This is a genomic window from Afipia sp. GW822-FHT03D08, assembly GCF_058801645.1.
The window spans coordinates 1,695,901-1,712,273 of record NZ_JBXANK010000001.1 but is presented as its reverse complement, the minus strand read 5'-3'; the positions used below and the strand labels follow the sequence as shown (position 1 = coordinate 1,712,273).

Sequence of the window (16,373 nt, the reverse complement as noted above, 5' to 3'; positions counted from 1 at the left end):
GCATGCTGGCCCGCCTTTCGATCCGCGACATCGTCCTGATCGAGCGGCTCGATATCGATTTCCTCAAAGGTTTGGCTGTCCTCACCGGTGAAACCGGCGCGGGCAAATCCATCCTGCTGGATGCGTTCGCGCTGGCGCTTGGCGGGCGCGGCGATGCGAGTCTGGTCCGCAACGGGGCCGAGCAGGGCCAGGTGACGGCCGTGTTCGATGTTCCGAAGAAGCATCCCGCCAGCGCCATCCTCCGCGAGAACGGCCTCGACGATACCGGCGAGATGATCCTGCGGCGGGTGCAGCTTGCCGACGGGCGAACCCGGGCTTTCCTCAACGATCAGGCGATCAGCGTGCAAACCCTGAAGGCGGTCGGGACCACCCTGGTGGAAATCCACGGCCAGCATGACGAGCGCGCGCTGGTGGATACCGCCACGCATCGGCGGCTGCTCGATGCTTTCGCGGCCCTCGAGAAGGACGTGACCGCCGTCGAAGCACTCTGGGATGCGCGCCGCACCGCCCGAACGGCGCTGGACGAGCATCGCGCCGGGATGGAACGCGCCGCCCGCGAGGCGGACTATCTGCGCCACGCCTCGGACGAATTGAAGAAACTCAATCCGCTGGAAGGCGAGGAGACCTCGCTGGCGGAACGCCGCACAGTGATGATGCAGGGCGAGAAAATTGCCGAGGATTTGCGCGAGGCGCAGGCCGCGGTCGGCGGTCCGCAATCGCCGGTCTCGTCACTGGCTGCGGCGGTGCGCCGGCTGGAGCGCCGAGCCGGCACCGCGCCGGCGCTGATCGAGCCCGCGGTGAAGGCGATGGACGCCGCGATCAATGCGCTGGAAGAAGCCGACCAGCATCTCAGTGCGGCGCTGATCGCCGCGGACTTCGATCCGCTCGAACTGGAACGGATCGAGGAGCGGCTGTTTGCATTGCGCGGAGCTGCGCGAAAATATTCGACACCGGTCGACGGGCTTGCGGCGCTGGCGCAGCGTTATGCTTCGGACGTCGCGCTGATCGACGCCGGCGCGGACCAGTTGAAGGTTCTGGAAAAGGCGGCCACCGCCGCCGACAAGGCTTACGACGCGGCTGCGCAGAAGCTTTCCGCCGCGCGCAACAAGGCCGCCGAGAAACTTAACAAGGCCGTCAATTCAGAACTCGCGCCGCTCAAGCTGGACCGCGCGAAATTCTCGACGCAAATTGAATCCGATCCTGCGTCGCCGGGACCGCAGGGTTTCGATCGCGTCGAATTCTGGGTGCAGACCAATCCGGGCACCAAACCGGGACCGCTGATGAAAGTCGCGTCCGGCGGCGAGCTGTCACGCTTCCTGCTGGCGCTGAAAGTTGTGCTTTCGGACCGTGGTTCGGCGCCGACGCTGGTGTTCGACGAAATCGATACCGGTGTGGGCGGCGCCGTGGCCGACGCCATCGGCGCGCGGCTGGCGCGGCTGGCCGAGAAGGTTCAGGTCATGGCCGTGACCCACGCACCGCAGGTGGCGGCGCGGGCGGATCAGCATTTGCTGATTTCCAAGGATGCGCTCGACAAGGGCAAGCGTGTCGCGACGCGGGTGGCGACACTGGCCAAGGATCATCGCCGCGAGGAAATCGCGCGCATGTTGGCAGGTGCGGAGATTACCGCCGAGGCGCGCGCGGCGGCAGACCGGCTGCTCAAAGCCGCGACCGCGTGAGGCGCGTCATGGCAGTGAAACCGAAGAAAGCTCCCATCGCCGTCGACAAGCTCACCGAGACGCAGGCCAAGGTCGAGCTCGTTCGGCTGGCGCTCGAGATCGAACGTCACAACGAGGCATATTACAACGAAGACGCGCCGAAGATTTCGGACGCGGCCTATGACGAACTGCGCAAGCGCAGCGACGCTATCGAGGCGCGGTTTCCCGGTCTCGTTACGCGGGACTCGCCATCGCAGAAAGTCGGCGCTGTACCCACAGGCCGCTTCACCAAGGTGCCGCACAGCGTGCCGATGCTGTCGCTCGGCAATGCGTTCAGTGACGAGGATGTCACCGATTTCGTTGATCGGGTGCGGCGGTTTCTGAAACTTGGTGAGGATGAGATTCCGGCCATCGTTGCGGAGCCGAAGATCGACGGGCTGTCGCTGTCACTGCGTTACGAGGATGGCGTTCTGGTACGCGGCGCGACACGCGGCGACGGCTCGGTCGGTGAAGACGTCACAGCCAACGTGCGGACCATCTCGGACATCCCGCACAAGCTGAAAGGCCGCAACATTCCGGCGGTCTGCGAAATCCGCGGCGAAGTCTACATGCTCAAGAAGGATTTTCTGGCGCTGAACAAGCGGCAGGCGGAAGCCGAGGATACGGTGTTCGCCAATCCGCGCAACTCGGCGGCCGGATCGCTGCGTCAGAAGGATGTTTCGGTCACCGCATCGCGGCCGCTGAAATTCTTCGCCTATGCATGGGGCGAGATGAGCGAGATGCCGGCCAAGACCCAGTTCAAGATGATTGAATGGATGGAGAAGGCCGGTTTTGTCACCAATCCGCTCACCACGCTGTGCGACAGTGTCGAAGGTGTCCTGAAATTCTACCGCAAGATCGAAGCCCAGCGCGCCAAGCTTGGCTATGACATCGATGGTGTGGTCTACAAGGTCGATCGCCTCGACTGGCAGGAGCGGCTCGGCTTCATCACGCGCACGCCGCGCTGGGCGATTGCACACAAGTTCGCCGCCGAACAGGCGACCACGGTTCTCAACGATATCGAAATTCAGGTCGGGCGTACCGGGGCGCTGACGCCGGTGGCGAAACTCGCACCGGTGACTGTTGGCGGCGTGGTGGTGCAGAACGCGACGCTGCATAACGAGGATTACATCAAGGGCATCGGCAATGATGGCCAGCCGATCCGTGAAGGCGTCGATATCCGCGTCGGGGACACGGTGGTCGTGCAGCGCGCGGGCGATGTGATTCCGCAGATCGTCAGTGTCGTGCTCGACAAGCGGCCCAGGGATGCAAAGCCGTACAAGTTTCCGACGGTGTGTCCCGCTTGCGGTAGCCATGCTGTGCGTGAGGAAGATCCCAAGACCGGCAGGCCTGACTCGGTGCGCCGCTGCACCAATTCTCTCGCCTGTCCCGCGCAGGCGAAGGAGCGGCTGAAGCACTTCGTCGCCCGCAATGCGTTCGATATCGATGGGCTTGGCGACAAGCAGATCGAGGAGTTCTTCACCGACGGTCTGGTGATGTCGCCGGTCGATATTTTTACGCTCGAAAAACGCGATGCGCGATCGCAGAAAAAACTGGCCGACCGCGAAGGCTTCGGCGCGACGTCGGTGCGCAATCTGTTTGCGGCGATCGATGCGCGGCGGACCATCGCGCTGCATCGCTTTATCTTTGCGCTCGGCATTCGTCATGTCGGCGAGGGCAACGCCAAGCTGCTGGCGCGGCACTACGGCACGGTCGAGGCATTCCGCGCGGCGATGATCGCGGCGGGTGAGGGGCCGCAGTCCGAGGCCTATCAGGATCTCAACGGGATCGAAGGTGTCGGCGCGGTTGTCGCAAACGCGCTGGTCGAGTTCTTCAGGGAGCCGCACAGCGTCAAGGCAGTGGACGATCTGCTCGGTGAGATCGAGGTCCAGCCTGCGGAGAAGGCGAAGACCGACTCCCCGATCGCGGGAAAGATCGTGGTGTTCACCGGGTCGCTTGAGAAATTCACCCGCGAAGAAGCCAAGGCCACGGCAGAACGTCTCGGCGCCAAGGCGTCCGGCTCGGTATCGAAGAAGACCGACTATGTGGTCGCGGGGCCGGGCGCGGGCTCCAAGCTGGCCGAGGCGAACAAGCTCGGCGTCCAGGTGCTGACCGAAGACGAATGGCTGGCGCTCGTGGGTGGTGCTTAACCCCACCTCTCCCGTGGGGAGAGGTCGACTTCGCGGCAGCGAAGTCGGGTGAGGGCGTAGAATCTCTCGATAGATCCAGAGCCCCTCACCCCAACCCTCTCCCCGCCGGGGAGAGGGAGTAGCAGCATTGAGGTGGCGAAGCCTCGATCTAAAGGGAAGTGGTTGCCCTAGATCAGCCCCGTCTCTTCGGCTTCCGCCTCGACAATCTTTTCCGTTGTCACCGCGACATGCGTGCGCGGCACCAGCAGAACGATCACGACCGCGCACGACGCCGAAATAATCAGGATCGCGATATTGAGCGGCAGCGGCGTTGTGAACTGGCCGCCGAGGAATGCGCCGAGCTGAGAGCAGAGGGAGCCGAAGCCCATTTGCAGGAAGCCCATCGTGCCGGCGGCCGTGCCTGCCGCTTGCGGACGAATGCTGATGGCGCCAGCGGAGGCGTTGGCCATCGCGAACGCGTTGCCGAACATCACGATCATATGGGTACCGAACAGCCATAGCGGCATCTGGTTGAGGCCGGTGACGCCCCAGATGACATTGATAATCGATCCGCCGATCTGAAGCGCGATTCCGAGCCAGATCATACGGTCGATGCCATGGCGCGGAGACAGGCGCACCGACACCAGATTGCCGAGCAGGTAAGCCAAGCCCGACGTCGCGAACCACAGTCCGTACTCCGCTGTAGAGCGGCCCATCTGGTTGACGACGATGTAAGGACCGCCGCCCGCAAAGGTGAAGATGATTGCCGAGGCCAGCATTTGACACAGCACATAGCCGAAGAACACGCGGCTGGCCGACAGCGCGCGCACATCCTTAAAGAATCCGCCGTCCTCCGCCGGTCCGCGTGCCGGTCGGGTTTCCGGCAGACCAGCCGCAATTCCCGCCGCGACGGCGACCGACGTTGCCGCCATGAAATAGAAGATCGCGCGCCAGCCGAAGCTGGTTTCCAGCAAACCGCCGATCAGCGGGCTGAGCAACTGCGCGATCATCATCACCGCGATCACAAGGCTGATCATGCCGCCGACGCGTTCGCGCGGGTAGAGATCGCGGATGATGGCGCGGCTCATCACCATGCCGGTGGCGCCGCCCAGGGCCTGCAGGAAACGCCCGGCAATCAGTTGCGGCAGGGTCTGCGCGAACATGCAGATGACGGTCGCAATCACCGCAAGGCCGAGCCCCGCCAGCAGCACCGGCCGCCGCCCGAAGCGATCCGACAATGACCCGGTCACGAGTTGCGAGATCGCCAGCCCGACCATGAATAGCGAGACATTGAGCTGCACGGCGGAGACGTCGCTGTTCAGTGTCTTCGCCAGGATCGGCAGCGCGGGTACGAGAATGTAGAGCGAGACCGGCGCAAGGCCGTTCATCGCCACCAGCATCAGCAGCAGTTTCCACATGGCGGGCGGTGCAGCCTTCACGGCTGCGATCTTTGGTTCGGTCACGTTGTCCGGACTCTTGTTCGTTGTATTCAGCGCGCGGCTTTCACTGTCTCTCGTGTGTCATGGGTTCGGTCGCTGCGTCGAGCCACACTTTCGTCGCCTCGTCGACCAGCGGGCGGATCTCCTGGCGGACTCGCGCGTGATAATCGTTGAGCCAGCGCAGCTCCTGTTTGCTGATGCGGTTGGCGTCGATCAGCCGCCGGTCGATCGGCGCGAGCGTCAGGGTCTCGAACGCGTTCATCTGCTTTTCCGCACCCTCGATCCTGGCCTCGACCACCAGTTCGAGATTTTCGATGCGGATGCCGAAGGCGTCGGTCTTGTAGTAACCGGGCTCGTTGGACAGGATCATGCCGCGCCTCAGTGGCGTGGTGCCGAGCTTGGAAATGCGGGCCGGGCCTTCATGCACCGACAGATAGCTGCCGACGCCGTGACCGGTGCCGTGATCGAAGTCGATGCCGGCGTGCCACAGAAACTGCCGTGCGAAAGCGTCGATCTGCGCGCCGGTGACCCCGTCGGGAAACACCGCGCGCGAAATGGCGATATGCCCGCGCAGCACGCGCGTGAACCGGTCGCGCATCTCGTCTGTCGGCTCGCCGATGGCGATGGTGCGGGTGACGTCGGTGGTGCCGTCCTCATATTGCGCGCCGGAATCGATCAGCAGCAGGTCGCCCGGCGCGATGCGGCGATTGGACTTGCGGGTGACGCGGTAATGCACGATGGCGCCGTTCGGGCCGGTGCCGGAAATCGTCGGGAAAGACACGTCTTTCAGCGCCCCGGTTTCGCGGCGGAAGGTTTCCAGGGCTTCGACGGCGTCGATCTCGGTGAGTTTGCCGCTCGGTGCTTCCTTGTCGATCCACGCCAGAAACCGTACCAGCGCCGCGCCGTCGCGTTTATGCGCTGCGCGAGTGCCCGTCATCTCGGCGGCATTCTTCACGGCCTTCAGCATGGCGACCGGATCGGTCACCCGCACCGGCTTGCCGCCTTCCGCCGCGATCATGCGGCTCAGCGCGTCGGCAGCGGTCGCTGAGTCGAGACCGATGGCGGCCTTGGTGCGCGCCAGTTCGGCGAGCTTCGGCATCAAGGCATCGGGCTCTTCGACGGTGGCGTTCTTCTCCAGATGATCGCGCGCGCTGTTCGACAGTTTGCGGTGATCGATGAAGATGGTCGGCCTGCCGTCTTTAGGGACCAGTGCGTAGGACAACGGCAGCGGAGTGTGCGCAACATCCGCGCCGCGGATGTTGAAGGTCCACGCCACGGCGTGAGAATCCGACAGCACCAGTGCCTCGATGTTGAGCTTCGCGATCTCCTTGCGGATACGCGCGAGCTTGTCGCTTTCGCTCTCACCGGCGAATTGTGCGGGATGAACTTTCACTGCCCCGAGCGGCGGGGCAGGCCGATCATTCCAGATCGAATCGACCGGATTGCTGTCCACCGCGACCAGTTCAGCACCGGCCTTTTCGCAGGCTCTGGCGAGGCGCTCCGCTGCTGCCGAAGTGTGCAGCCATGGGTCAAATCCGAGGCGGTCCCCCGGCGAAAGGTTCGCGGTCAACCAGGTTTCCGGCGGTGGTTCGATCAGGGATTCGATGGTCCAGGCGGTCGTATCGACCTGCTTGGCCGCCTGGATGGTGTAGCGCCCGTCGACGAAAACCGCGGCTTTTCCGGTCAGGACGGCGGCCAGTCCCGCCGAGCCGGTAAAGCCTGTCAGCCACGCCAGCCGCTCGTCGGAGGGCGGCACATATTCGTTTTGCTGGCTGTCGGCGCGGGGAATTACGAATCCCGTCAGTTGCCGGCGCAGCAATTCCTCGCGAAATGCGGACAGCCGCGCGGTCAGCGCAACGCCGCCTTCGGGCTCTTCAAATGTCTGGAACTGGGCTTCGAACATCGCTCGACCTTAGGATTCCGGGGCGGGGGCGGCAATCGGCTGCCGACGTCCGCAAGGGTGGCATGACTTGTGCTTATACATACTCAACCCCGCTTCCAACGACGGCTGTGGGGATTAACAGGTGACGGGGAACGGTTTGGCGATTGCAATTGTTGAGGTTACTGCGCCGCCAGGAAATGCGGAGGGGTGTGTTTTCCAACTCAATGAAGAGGGGATAGGGCATGCCAGCTTTTATGTTTGAGAAGATTTCGGCTCCGGCTCGCGCAAGCACTCCGGCGGTGACAATCAAGGAGCCACGCGGGGTTATCGTTCAGATGCTCGACCGGCTGACGGAAAGCCGGTTGCAGCGTGAAGCCCGCAGGGCGCGATTTGAGGCTGGCTATACCGAGGCGGACATCACGCCCCACCGGATGAGACGGGAATAATCCAGACAATTGAGCGCAAGGTTTCAGCGCCGTTGCATCAAGAGGCTGCTCCAGCCTTCGATCTGAATTCGCTTGAGCAGCTTCAATCCTGCGCCGCGATAGGCGGCGACCACGCTGCTCGCCTGGTGCGGCAGCAATCCCGATAAGATCACGAATGCCTGCGGAGCCAGATGCGCCGCCAGCGACGGCGCAAGCTGCCGCAGCGGGTTGGCGAGAATGTTCGCCAGCACCAGTCCGAACGGACCGTTGGCCGCAAAATGCGGCGACTGAAATCCGGTGGCATGGATCGCCTCGACCCAATTCCCGGCACCGTTAAGCTGTGCATTTTCCCGCGCCACGGCCACCGAGCGGGGATCTATATCGCTGGCCAGCACACGCCGCCGAAGCGCCTTGGCGGCCGCAATGGCCAGGACGCCGGTGCCGGAGCCGAGATCGAGCACGCGCTTCGGGGTGCGCCGGTTCAGGACCTGATCGAGCAGCAGCAGGCAGCCGCGGGTGGTGCCGTGATGGCCGGTGCCGAATGCGAGCGCGGCTTCGATCTCGATCCCGATCTTGTTGGGCGGGACGCGCTCGCGGTCGTGGCTGCCGTGGACGACGAACCGTCCGGCATTCACCGGCACCAGATCCGCGAGGCTGGCCTTGACCCAGTCCTTGGTCTCGACCGTGCTGAAGATGATCGACTGTGCCGCCGCGTCGCCGGCGGTCTCCGTCACCAGCGCCCGGATGAAGTCCTCATCCGGGGCTTCGGCGAAATGCATGGTGATGTCCCAGCGGCCGCCCGGCACCTCGAAGGCGGCAATGGCGAGGTCGTGGCTGGGGTAACGTTCGGTGATGGCATCCACAATGCGGCTGGCCGTGCGCTCATCGCCAATGGCGAAGGTGGCCTGCGTCGCGGGTGAGGAAGGAGATGACATCAGGGACGGGTCCAAATGGCTGAAATCACAGACTGCTTGGCCTATTTCCCCACAGTCTGTCCACAGGTTAGGGGCGTGCAGGGAGCAGGTTCTTCACAGGTTCTTAACCAGAGTTTTCCACACGTTAGTGAAGCTTTAACCATACGGAATTCCACAGGTTATCCACAGGCTTACCCACAGCTTTTCAACAGCCGTGCGGGCCACTTCAAGTGAATAATCCTTGATGATCTTTCAGAATCACCTGGGCGGCGTTGTGCCCCGGTGCACCGGTCACGCCGCCACCGGGATGGGCGCCCGAGCCGCAGTGATAAAGCCCCTTGAGAGGTCCCCGATAGTCCGCATGGCCGAGCATCGGGCGGGCCGAGAACAACTGGTTGAGCGACAGCGCGCCATGGAAAATGTCGCCGCCGAGCAACCCGAATTCCCGTTCGAGATCGAGCGGCGACAGCACCTGCCGCTCGATGACGCTGCGGGCAAATCCCGGAGCGTAGCGATCCACGGTGGCGATCATCAGGTCGGCAACCTCGTCGCGATGATCGTCCCAGGACCGGCCGCCCGGAAGCTGAGGCGCGACATGCTGACAGAACAGACTGGCGACATGCTTGCCGGACGGGGCCAGAGAGTTATCGAGCGTGGAGGGGATCAGAACCTCGACCACCGGCTCGCGGCTCCAGCCATGTTGGCGGGCATCGAGCCAGGCGCGGTCCATGTAGCCGAGGCTCGGCGCGAGGATGATGCCGGCGGTGAGATGGTCGCCAGGGCCGGGCAGCGCCTTGAACGAGGGGAGCGCCGACAGCGCCACGTTCATCCGGAAGGTCCCCGAGCCGTTGCGCCAGTTCTTGATGCGGTCGAGGAACGGCTTCGGCAATGCGTCAGCCGGGATCAGCCCGGTGTACAGCAGCTTCGGATTGACGCCGGATACGATATAGCTCGCGCGGACCGTTTCGCCGTTGTCCAGGATCACCCCAATAGCGCGGTCCTTTGCGACGACCACCTCGCGGACACCGGCATCGGTTTCGATCTCCGCGCCGTGGGCGCGCGCGGCCGCAGCCATCGCCTGCGTGATTGCCCCCATGCCGCCGATGGCGTGGCCCCACAGCCCCTTCCGGCCGTTCACCTCTCCGAACGCGTGATGCAGCATGACGTAGGCCGAACCCGCCGCGTAGGGGCTGGCATAGTTGCCGACGATGGCGTCGAAGCCGAATAGCGCCTTGACCAGATCGCTCTCGAAGCGGTCATCGAGCATGTCCCCCGCAGAGCGGGTGAACAGGTCGAGCAGGGTGCGCTGGCTCTCCAGCGTCAACCTGCGCAGGATGTTGGTTGAGCCGGCCGCGTTGATAGCTTCGCGGATCGCGTGGAGGCCGAAACCTTCGACGATATTCGGGGGCGCGCGGAGCACAAACGCGCGCAGCACGTCGGCAATGGTTTCCAGTTCGCGATTGAATTCGTCGATTTGCAACGCATCCCGTTCGCTGAATTTTGCGATCGATTGATGCGTGCGGCCGTCTCCGGTCAGCAGATAGCGTCCGTCCGGCGCGGGCAGAAAGTTCTGCGCGCGGCGCTCAACGATCCGCAGGCCGTGGCGATGCAATTGCAGGTCGGCGATGACCTTCGGATTGAGCAGGCTGACCGTGTAGGCCGCCACCGAATTGCGGAAACCGGGATGGAATTCCTCGGTCACGGCTGCGCCGCCGACCACCTTGCGGCGATCCACCACCTTCACGCGCAGGCCATTCATCGCGAGATAGGCCGCGCAGGTCAGGCCGTTATGGCCCGCACCGATGATGAGTGCATCGTAATCCGACATGGCTCAGTCATAATCGCGGGGCGCGTCACGTGCGAGTGATTTCTGTCACGCGCATGTTATTGCCCGCTTGTGAAGGCTATGCTCCACTCCGCGCCGCGTCCGGTGATTTGCCGGAAACTGTCCCGGAGCTTCCATGATTTCAGTGCCGTCCGATACCGCGAGCCAGTCCACCGGCGCGAGGAATACGCTTGTCCTGGTGGTCTATACCGCCGCGATCTTCACCAGTGCCCTGCTGCTGTTTTCGGTGCAGCCGCTGTTCACGAAGATGGTGCTGCCCCGGCTCGGCGGATCGCCCGCGGTCTGGTCGGTGGCGATGGTGTTCTTCCAGTCGCTGCTGCTCGGCGGCTACGCCTACGCGCATTACCTGATGACGCTGAAAAGCCGGACCGCGCCGGTGGTTATTCACCTTGTGCTGCTGGCGGTCGCGCTGCTCACATTGCCGCTGTCGATCGCGGGTGGGTGGGGCGAACCGCCGGCCAGCGGCTACGCGTTCTGGCTGCTGGGCTTGTTCGCGGTCTCGATCGGCCTGCCGTTTTTCGCGCTCGCCGCCAACAATCCGATGTTGCAGGCCTGGTTCGTCCGCACCGGGCATCCTGACGGTCCCGATCCGTATTTTCTCTACGCATCGTCGAACATCGGAAGCTTCCTCGCGCTGCTGTCCTATCCCGTGCTGCTGGAACCGATGTTCTCGCTGCGGACCCAGAACCTGATCTGGACCGGCGGCTATGCGCTGCTGATCGTGCTGATCGCGGCATGCGGCGTGCTGCTGCTCCGCTCCCCGCCGATGACGGTCGCGGCGGTCAGCGCCAGCGAAGGCGACGCGCCGGCGCCGACGTGGCCGATGCGGCTGCGCTGGATATTCCTTGCAGCGGTTCCGTCGGGTCTGCTGATCGCGGTCACGGCGCATATCTCCACCGACGTGGCCGCAGCCCCGCTACTGTGGGTGCTGCCGTTGTCGCTGTATCTGCTGACCTGGGTGCTGGTGTTCCAGTCGCGTCCGCTGCTGCCGCATGATCTGATGCTGTCGTTGCAGCCGTTCGCGATTGCCGGCGTCATGGTTCTGCTGGTGGTCGGCGGCGAGCAGAACCTGCTGGCGACACTCGGCGGCCATCTGCTTTGCTTCTTCATCATCGCCATGGCCTGCCACGGCGAGCTGGCGCGCACGCGTCCGGCGGCTCAGTATCTCACCGGCTTCTACGTTGCATTGTCGTTCGGCGGCATGGTCGGTGGTTTGTTCGCCGGCCTGATCGCGCCCTACACGTTCTCGTGGATTGCGGAGTATCCGATTCTGCTGGCGCTGGCCGCGCTATGCCGCCCCGCGGAGACATCCATCGCCCGCGGCGGCTTTGCGCTGTGGGGTCTCGCGGCTGTTGCCGCGCTCGCCCTGATCGGACTGTCGTTCAGGGAAGGGGGCACGTCCGGGTTGTTCGAGACCAACAGGATCTGGCTGGTCGCCGGCGTGGCTTTTGTCATGGTGGTGCTTGCGGTGCTGTGGAAGATCAACCGCTGGCAAATCACCGCACTGGTGGTGCTGGGGTTGATCCTGATCCGGGTCTATCCCGCCGATGACGGACGCGTCGAGACGGTGCGCAGCTTCTTCGGCGTCCACAAGATCGTGGTGACCTCGAACGGCCAGTACCACGTGCTGATGCACGGCACGACGATTCACGGCGCAGAGAAATTCCTGGAAGACGACGGCTCGCCGGTGAAGGGCCGGCCGGAACCGATCAGCTACTATCACAAGGATGGCGGCATGGGCCGCGCCATCGCTGCGATCCGCGAGCGTAAGGGCGGTCCGATCCGCGTCGCGGTGATCGGCCTCGGCGCGGGCACGCTCGCCTGCCACTCGCAGCCCGGCGAGGACTGGAAGTATTTCGAGATCGACCAGACCATGGTCGATACCGCGCGCGATCCGAAATATTTCAACTACGTGAACGCGTGCGATCCCAACATGAAGCCGGTGATCGGCGACGCGCGGCTGACCTTCGCCAAGGAGAAGGACGGGACCTACGACCTCATCATCGTCGATGCCTATTCATCGGACGCAATTCCGATTCATCTGGCCACCGAAGAAGCAATGGCGATCTACAAGGCCAAGCTCGCGCCGCAGGGTGCGGTGGTGATGCATGTCTCCAACCGGCATCTCGAACTCGCGAGCGTTGTCGTCGGCATTGCCGAGGAAAATGATCTCAAGAGCTGGGTCTTCAATGAGGATTCCGGACGTGACGGCGAATACATCTTCACGACCAATGTCGTGATCTCGGCGCATGAAGAGGCGGACGTCGGCAAGATCGCGTCGGACGAGAAGTGGGTGCTGACGGAAGCCACCGAAGGCCAGCGGGTCTGGACCGACGACTATTCCAACGTACTCGGCGCGGTGTGGCGCAGGCTCAGGAATCCCGACGAGTAGCTCACTCAGTCCGCGTAGTAGTAATATCCGCCACGCGGATTGGGAGATCGCGGCTGCTGGTAACGTGCGTCCTGTTCGTAATAGCCCTGTTGTGCGTAACCCTGCGGATAGCCGCGCTGCTGGTAGATGCGGCGCTGCATCGGTCCCGCATCACTGGGGCCGTAGTAAGCCTGATCTTGCGGATAGGACGGATCGCGATAGGCGCGGTCGGGCGTGATCTGGCGTGCGCGTGTGTTGGCGTTGAGGTCTTCGCTGTAAGCCTCCTGCTGACCGGGCGCGATCTGCAACGGCCGGCCATACGCATCGACGTCGCCGCGCGTGGTCGCGACATTGGTGCGCGGCCTTGGATTGCGTGCGAGCGCGACCCGCGACGATCCCGTCAGAGTGACTGTGGTGGTGAGCAGCCCTTCGGCCTTGACCAGGTCCCAGAGCTTCAGCGCATTGGCGCGCGACAGCCGCACACAACCGTGTGACGCCGGGGTGCCGAGACGGCTCACCGCATCGGTGCCGTGGATGGCGTGGCCCTGCTTGGTGAAGAAGATCGCATTCGGCATCGGCGCTTCGTCGAATTCCTTCGAATAATGATCTTCCTCCATGCGGAAGGTCTTGAAGCTGCCGTTGGGTGTTTCGTGCGAGGGATTTCCGCTGGAGACGGGCCAGGTGTACTTCGTCACGCCGTTGACCGAGACGGTCATCTGCTGCGCGTCTTTGTCGACGAGAATGGACACGGCAGCCTGCGCCGCGCTGCCGGAAAGCAGCATCAAACCAGTAAGTGAAATCAATACCGCACGCATGACTGTTGCCTCGTCTCTACCCCTCCCTCTCAATAAAGCATGGAAAGCGGCTTTTTTAACAGTGTCTTCGTCTTAAGGTTGACGGAAGCGGCCATACAGTTTCGTGAACGGCGCACGTTTGTGGCGTCTTTTCGCCAAACTTGACGCAACTTTCCGGCGGTTAAGACGTTGCACGACTGGTCAGAATTCGGCCGCTCATGGAGACTTTCACGATGAAGACTGAGGCTTTGTTCATGTTTACCGCGGCGCATCGCCGCTTCACATTTATCGCAGCGGCTTTGGCGATCCTTGCATTGCCGATTGCGGCGCATGCGCAAGGCGTTTTCAGAGGCATGGAAGGCGGCGCAAATGAAGGTGTTTACCGGGGCAATCGTGCGGCAGGGCCTGTCGGTGGTGTCGTCGGCGGCGCGGTCGGGGCGGGCGTCGGCGGTGTCGTTGGAGGCGTGAACGGCGTGCTCGGCATCGACAACCGCCGCAGCTATCGCGGCCGTCACTATCGCAGCCGTCACTATCGCCATCACAGGCGTTATCGCTAACCTGATGTAAGATCATTTCAAATGGCGCATTCAGAAATGGATGCGCCATTTTTATGTGCCGATGGCCTCGGGCCTTGGGGCCGAATCTGAGATGAGAAATGCTCCAGAGACACCACAGTCGCGCATTGTGTTTCTCCCAAACCTGACGCAACCTCAGCGCTGCTGATTTGCTTCAGGGCGGGCCGGGAGTCGGCCGGGCAGGGAGGTTTCCTCACATGAGAATTGCAGCTTCGTTCATATCCATTTCGGTGCTGGCGTTTCTGGCAGTGCCTGCTGCCGCTCAGCAGCAGGATCCCATCAACGGTGCCATCAGCGGCGCGGCGCAGGGCACGTATCAGGGAAAGACCGCGGCCGGACCGGTCGGCGGTCTCGTCGGCGGCGCGCTCGGTGCAGGTGTCGGCGCGGTGGCCGGCACGCTCAACGTGGTCGGCACCGGTGTGAGCAATGCCGTGCAGCCGGCGACGGTACCTCCGCCTCCGGGCACAGGCCCGAGCGGCTATTACGACAGCAACGGAAACTGGCGCCCGAACTAAGCGGGCCGCACAACCGATTTCCAATACGCCCCGCTTGCGGGGCGTATTTCGTTTGGGGTCAGGTCTTGAGCCGATAACCGGTGCGGAAAATCCACCACACCACGATCATGCACAGCGCGAGAAAGCCCAGGGTCATGCCGAGGCTGACAGCCACGCTGACGTCGGCGATCTCGAAGAAGCTCCAGCGGAAACCGCTGACGAGATAGACCACCGGGTTGAACAGCGTCACGGTCTGCCAGAACGGCGGGAGCATGTGGATCGAATAGAAACTGCCGCCGAGAAAGGTCAGCGGCGTGATCACCAGCAACGGGATCACCTGCAATTTCTCGAAGCCGTCGGCCCAGATGCCGATGATGAACCCGAACAGGCTGAACGTCACCGACGTCAGCACCAGGAAGGTCAGCATCATGAACGGGTGCGCGATCTTCAGCGGCACGAACAGGCTTGCAGTCGCGAGAATGATGAGCCCGAGGATGATCGACTTGGTCGCCGCCGCGCCGACATAGCCGACCACGGCCTCGAACGATGAGACCGGCGCGGAGAGCAATTCGTAGACCGTACCGGTGAATTTCGGAAAGTAGATCGCGAACGACGCATTGGCGATGCTCTGGGTCAGCAGCGACAGCATGATGAGGCCCGGCACAATGAAAGTACCGTAGCTGACGCCGTCGATCTCCGTGATGCGCGAACCGATCGCCGAGCCGAACACCACGAAGTACAGCGACGTCGAGATCACCGGCGAGACGACGCTCTGCAGCAGCGTGCGGAAGGTGCGCGCCATTTCGAATTTGTAGATCGCGCGAATGGCATACAGGTTCATTATTGGTGCACCAGACTAACGAAGATTTCTTCGAGCGAGCTTTGGGTGGTGTTGAGATCGTTGAAGCGGACACCGGACGCATTGAGGTCGTTCAACAGCGCCGTGATGCCGGTGCGCTCGCCCTTGGTGTCGTAGGTGTAAATCAGTTCATCGCCGTCCGGTGACAGTTCGAGATGATGCGCGGCGAGGGCGGCAGGGATTGCGGCGAGCTTCTCCTGCAGATGCAGCTTGAGTTGCTTTCTGCCGAGCTTCTGCATCAGCTTGGCCTTCTCCTCGACCAGCACGATCTCACCCTTGTTGATGACGCCGACGCGGTCGGCCATCTCCTCGGCTTCCTCGATGTAGTGCGTGGTGAGAATGATGGTGACTCCGGCGTCGCGCAGTCCGCGCACGACCTCCCACATCGCCTTGCGCAGTTCGACATCGACGCCAGCCGTCGGCTCGTCGAGAAACAGAATCTGCGGCTCATGTGCCAGCGCCTTGGCAATCATCACGCGGCGTTTCATGCCGCCGGAGAGGGTGATGATCTGGCTCTTGCGCTTGTCCCAGAGCGAGAGCTCCTTGAGCACCTTCTCGATATGCGCGGGGTTGCTTGGCTTGCCGAACAGGCCGCGGCTGAATGAGGCGGTCGACCACGGCGATTCCCATGCGTCGGTATGTAGCTCCTGCGGCACCAGTCCGATCAGCGAGCGTGCAGCGCGGTAATCCTTGACGATATCGTGCCCATCGACCGTCACCGTGCCTGCGGTCTGGACCGCGAGACCGCAGATCACGCTGATCAGCGTGGTCTTGCCGGCGCCGTTGGGGCCGAGCAGCGCGAAGATCTCGCCGCGGCGAATATCGAGATTGATATTCTTCAGCGCGGTGAATCCGGACGCATAGGTCTTCGAGACGTTGGCAACGGAGATGATGGGAGACATGGGGGCAATCTGTCGAGGCGGGAGCATGACATAGGCGCGCGGACGCGCT

The 16,373-nt window shown here is 63.1% G+C and carries 13 protein-coding genes; 6 read left to right on the top strand and 7 right to left on the bottom strand.

Going from position 1 to position 16,373, the window contains the following annotated elements; genetic code table 11:
* Nucleotides 1-2 precede the first annotated feature (2 nt).
* Together recN and ligA are read left to right on the top strand one after the other, a co-directional pair.
* Nucleotides 3-1,676 carry a DNA repair protein RecN gene (gene recN / locus AC1RM7_RS08455; RefSeq protein WP_024920355.1) on the top strand — a complete coding sequence of 558 codons (1,674 nt, stop codon included), beginning with the start codon at nucleotides 3-5 and terminating at the stop codon, nucleotides 1,674-1,676.
* A gap of 8 nt (nucleotides 1,677-1,684) precedes the next feature.
* Entirely contained in the window at nucleotides 1,685-3,844 is a 2,160-nt protein-coding gene (ligA, locus tag AC1RM7_RS08450; protein ID WP_024920354.1) for an NAD-dependent DNA ligase LigA, read from the top strand.
* A 167-nt stretch (nucleotides 3,845-4,011) separates the two neighbouring features.
* On the opposite strand, the gene AC1RM7_RS08445 is transcribed toward ligA, so the two are convergent.
* Together AC1RM7_RS08445 and AC1RM7_RS08440 are read right to left on the bottom strand one after the other, a co-directional pair.
* Nucleotides 4,012-5,286 (bottom strand): multidrug effflux MFS transporter, encoded by a 1,275-nt coding sequence (locus tag AC1RM7_RS08445; protein WP_024920353.1) that lies wholly within the window; start codon nucleotides 5,284-5,286, stop codon nucleotides 4,012-4,014.
* 40 nt (nucleotides 5,287-5,326) lie between these two features.
* Nucleotides 5,327-7,165, bottom strand: coding sequence for an aminopeptidase P family protein (locus AC1RM7_RS08440; protein WP_024920352.1), 1,839 nt, complete (start codon nucleotides 7,163-7,165; stop codon nucleotides 5,327-5,329).
* A gap of 221 nt (nucleotides 7,166-7,386) precedes the next feature.
* Here AC1RM7_RS08440 and AC1RM7_RS08435 point away from each other — a divergent pair, with 221 nt between their 5' ends.
* A complete protein-coding gene (locus AC1RM7_RS08435; protein ID WP_006021700.1) occupies nucleotides 7,387-7,590 on the top strand; it encodes a hypothetical protein in 204 nt (67 codons plus the stop codon).
* A 23-nt stretch (nucleotides 7,591-7,613) separates the two neighbouring features.
* On the opposite strand, the gene AC1RM7_RS08430 is transcribed toward AC1RM7_RS08435, so the two are convergent.
* A complete protein-coding gene (locus AC1RM7_RS08430) occupies nucleotides 7,614-8,504 on the bottom strand; it encodes a 50S ribosomal protein L11 methyltransferase (protein WP_006021699.1) in 891 nt (296 codons plus the stop codon).
* A gap of 205 nt (nucleotides 8,505-8,709) precedes the next feature.
* Nucleotides 8,710-10,311, bottom strand: coding sequence for a phytoene desaturase family protein (locus AC1RM7_RS08425; protein ID WP_024920351.1), 1,602 nt, complete (start codon nucleotides 10,309-10,311; stop codon nucleotides 8,710-8,712).
* A 133-nt stretch (nucleotides 10,312-10,444) separates the two neighbouring features.
* Here AC1RM7_RS08425 and AC1RM7_RS08420 point away from each other — a divergent pair, with 133 nt between their 5' ends.
* Nucleotides 10,445-12,721 carry a fused MFS/spermidine synthase gene (locus AC1RM7_RS08420; protein WP_024920350.1) on the top strand — a complete coding sequence of 759 codons (2,277 nt, stop codon included), beginning with the start codon at nucleotides 10,445-10,447 and terminating at the stop codon, nucleotides 12,719-12,721.
* A gap of 5 nt (nucleotides 12,722-12,726) precedes the next feature.
* Here AC1RM7_RS08420 and AC1RM7_RS08415 read toward each other — a convergent pair whose 3' ends face one another.
* On the bottom strand, nucleotides 12,727-13,515 hold the full coding sequence (locus tag AC1RM7_RS08415) for a L,D-transpeptidase (RefSeq protein ID WP_006021696.1): 789 nt from the start codon (nucleotides 13,513-13,515) through the stop codon (nucleotides 12,727-12,729).
* Between the two features lie 212 nt (nucleotides 13,516-13,727).
* Between AC1RM7_RS08415 and AC1RM7_RS08410 the strand changes: the two genes are divergently transcribed.
* Nucleotides 13,728-14,051, top strand: coding sequence for a hypothetical protein (locus AC1RM7_RS08410; protein ID WP_024920349.1), 324 nt, complete (start codon nucleotides 13,728-13,730; stop codon nucleotides 14,049-14,051).
* Nucleotides 14,052-14,266: 215 nt separating this feature from the next.
* The gene (locus tag AC1RM7_RS08405; protein WP_024920348.1) at nucleotides 14,267-14,584 is read left to right on the top strand and encodes a hypothetical protein; all 318 of its coding nucleotides are present in this window, start codon (nucleotides 14,267-14,269) and stop codon (nucleotides 14,582-14,584) included.
* 58 nt (nucleotides 14,585-14,642) lie between these two features.
* Here the strand turns inward: AC1RM7_RS08405 and AC1RM7_RS08400 are convergent, their stop codons facing one another.
* Both AC1RM7_RS08400 and AC1RM7_RS08395 read right to left on the bottom strand, forming a co-directional pair.
* Nucleotides 14,643-15,404, bottom strand: a complete 762-nt coding sequence (locus AC1RM7_RS08400) for an ABC transporter permease (RefSeq protein ID WP_006021693.1) — start codon at nucleotides 15,402-15,404, stop codon at nucleotides 14,643-14,645.
* A complete protein-coding gene (locus AC1RM7_RS08395) occupies nucleotides 15,404-16,324 on the bottom strand; it encodes an ABC transporter ATP-binding protein (RefSeq protein WP_024920347.1) in 921 nt (306 codons plus the stop codon). Before AC1RM7_RS08395 ends, AC1RM7_RS08400 begins: the two co-directional genes overlap by 1 nt.
* Nucleotides 16,325-16,373 lie beyond the last annotated feature (49 nt).

What these genes read in the sequence shown, in the direction of transcription:
- AC1RM7_RS08420 (WP_024920350.1), top strand. Translation starts at nt 10,445, where the DNA reads ATGATTTCAGTGCCGTCCGATACCGCGAGCCAGTCCACCGGCGCGAGG.
- AC1RM7_RS08395 (WP_024920347.1), bottom strand. Translation starts at nt 16,324, where the DNA reads ATGTCTCCCATCATCTCCGTTGCCAACGTCTCGAAGACCTATGCGTCC.
- AC1RM7_RS08425 (WP_024920351.1), bottom strand. Translation starts at nt 10,311, where the DNA reads ATGTCGGATTACGATGCACTCATCATCGGTGCGGGCCATAACGGCCTG.
- AC1RM7_RS08430 (WP_006021699.1), bottom strand. Translation starts at nt 8,504, where the DNA reads ATGTCATCTCCTTCCTCACCCGCGACGCAGGCCACCTTCGCCATTGGC.
- AC1RM7_RS08400 (WP_006021693.1), bottom strand. Translation starts at nt 15,404, where the DNA reads ATGAACCTGTATGCCATTCGCGCGATCTACAAATTCGAAATGGCGCGC.
- AC1RM7_RS08415 (WP_006021696.1), bottom strand. Translation starts at nt 13,515, where the DNA reads ATGCGTGCGGTATTGATTTCACTTACTGGTTTGATGCTGCTTTCCGGC.
- AC1RM7_RS08405 (WP_024920348.1), top strand. Translation starts at nt 14,267, where the DNA reads ATGAGAATTGCAGCTTCGTTCATATCCATTTCGGTGCTGGCGTTTCTG.
- ligA (WP_024920354.1), top strand. Translation starts at nt 1,685, where the DNA reads ATGGCAGTGAAACCGAAGAAAGCTCCCATCGCCGTCGACAAGCTCACC.
- AC1RM7_RS08440 (WP_024920352.1), bottom strand. Translation starts at nt 7,165, where the DNA reads ATGTTCGAAGCCCAGTTCCAGACATTTGAAGAGCCCGAAGGCGGCGTT.
- AC1RM7_RS08435 (WP_006021700.1), top strand. Translation starts at nt 7,387, where the DNA reads ATGCCAGCTTTTATGTTTGAGAAGATTTCGGCTCCGGCTCGCGCAAGC.
- AC1RM7_RS08410 (WP_024920349.1), top strand. Translation starts at nt 13,728, where the DNA reads ATGAAGACTGAGGCTTTGTTCATGTTTACCGCGGCGCATCGCCGCTTC.
- recN (WP_024920355.1), top strand. Translation starts at nt 3, where the DNA reads ATGCTGGCCCGCCTTTCGATCCGCGACATCGTCCTGATCGAGCGGCTC.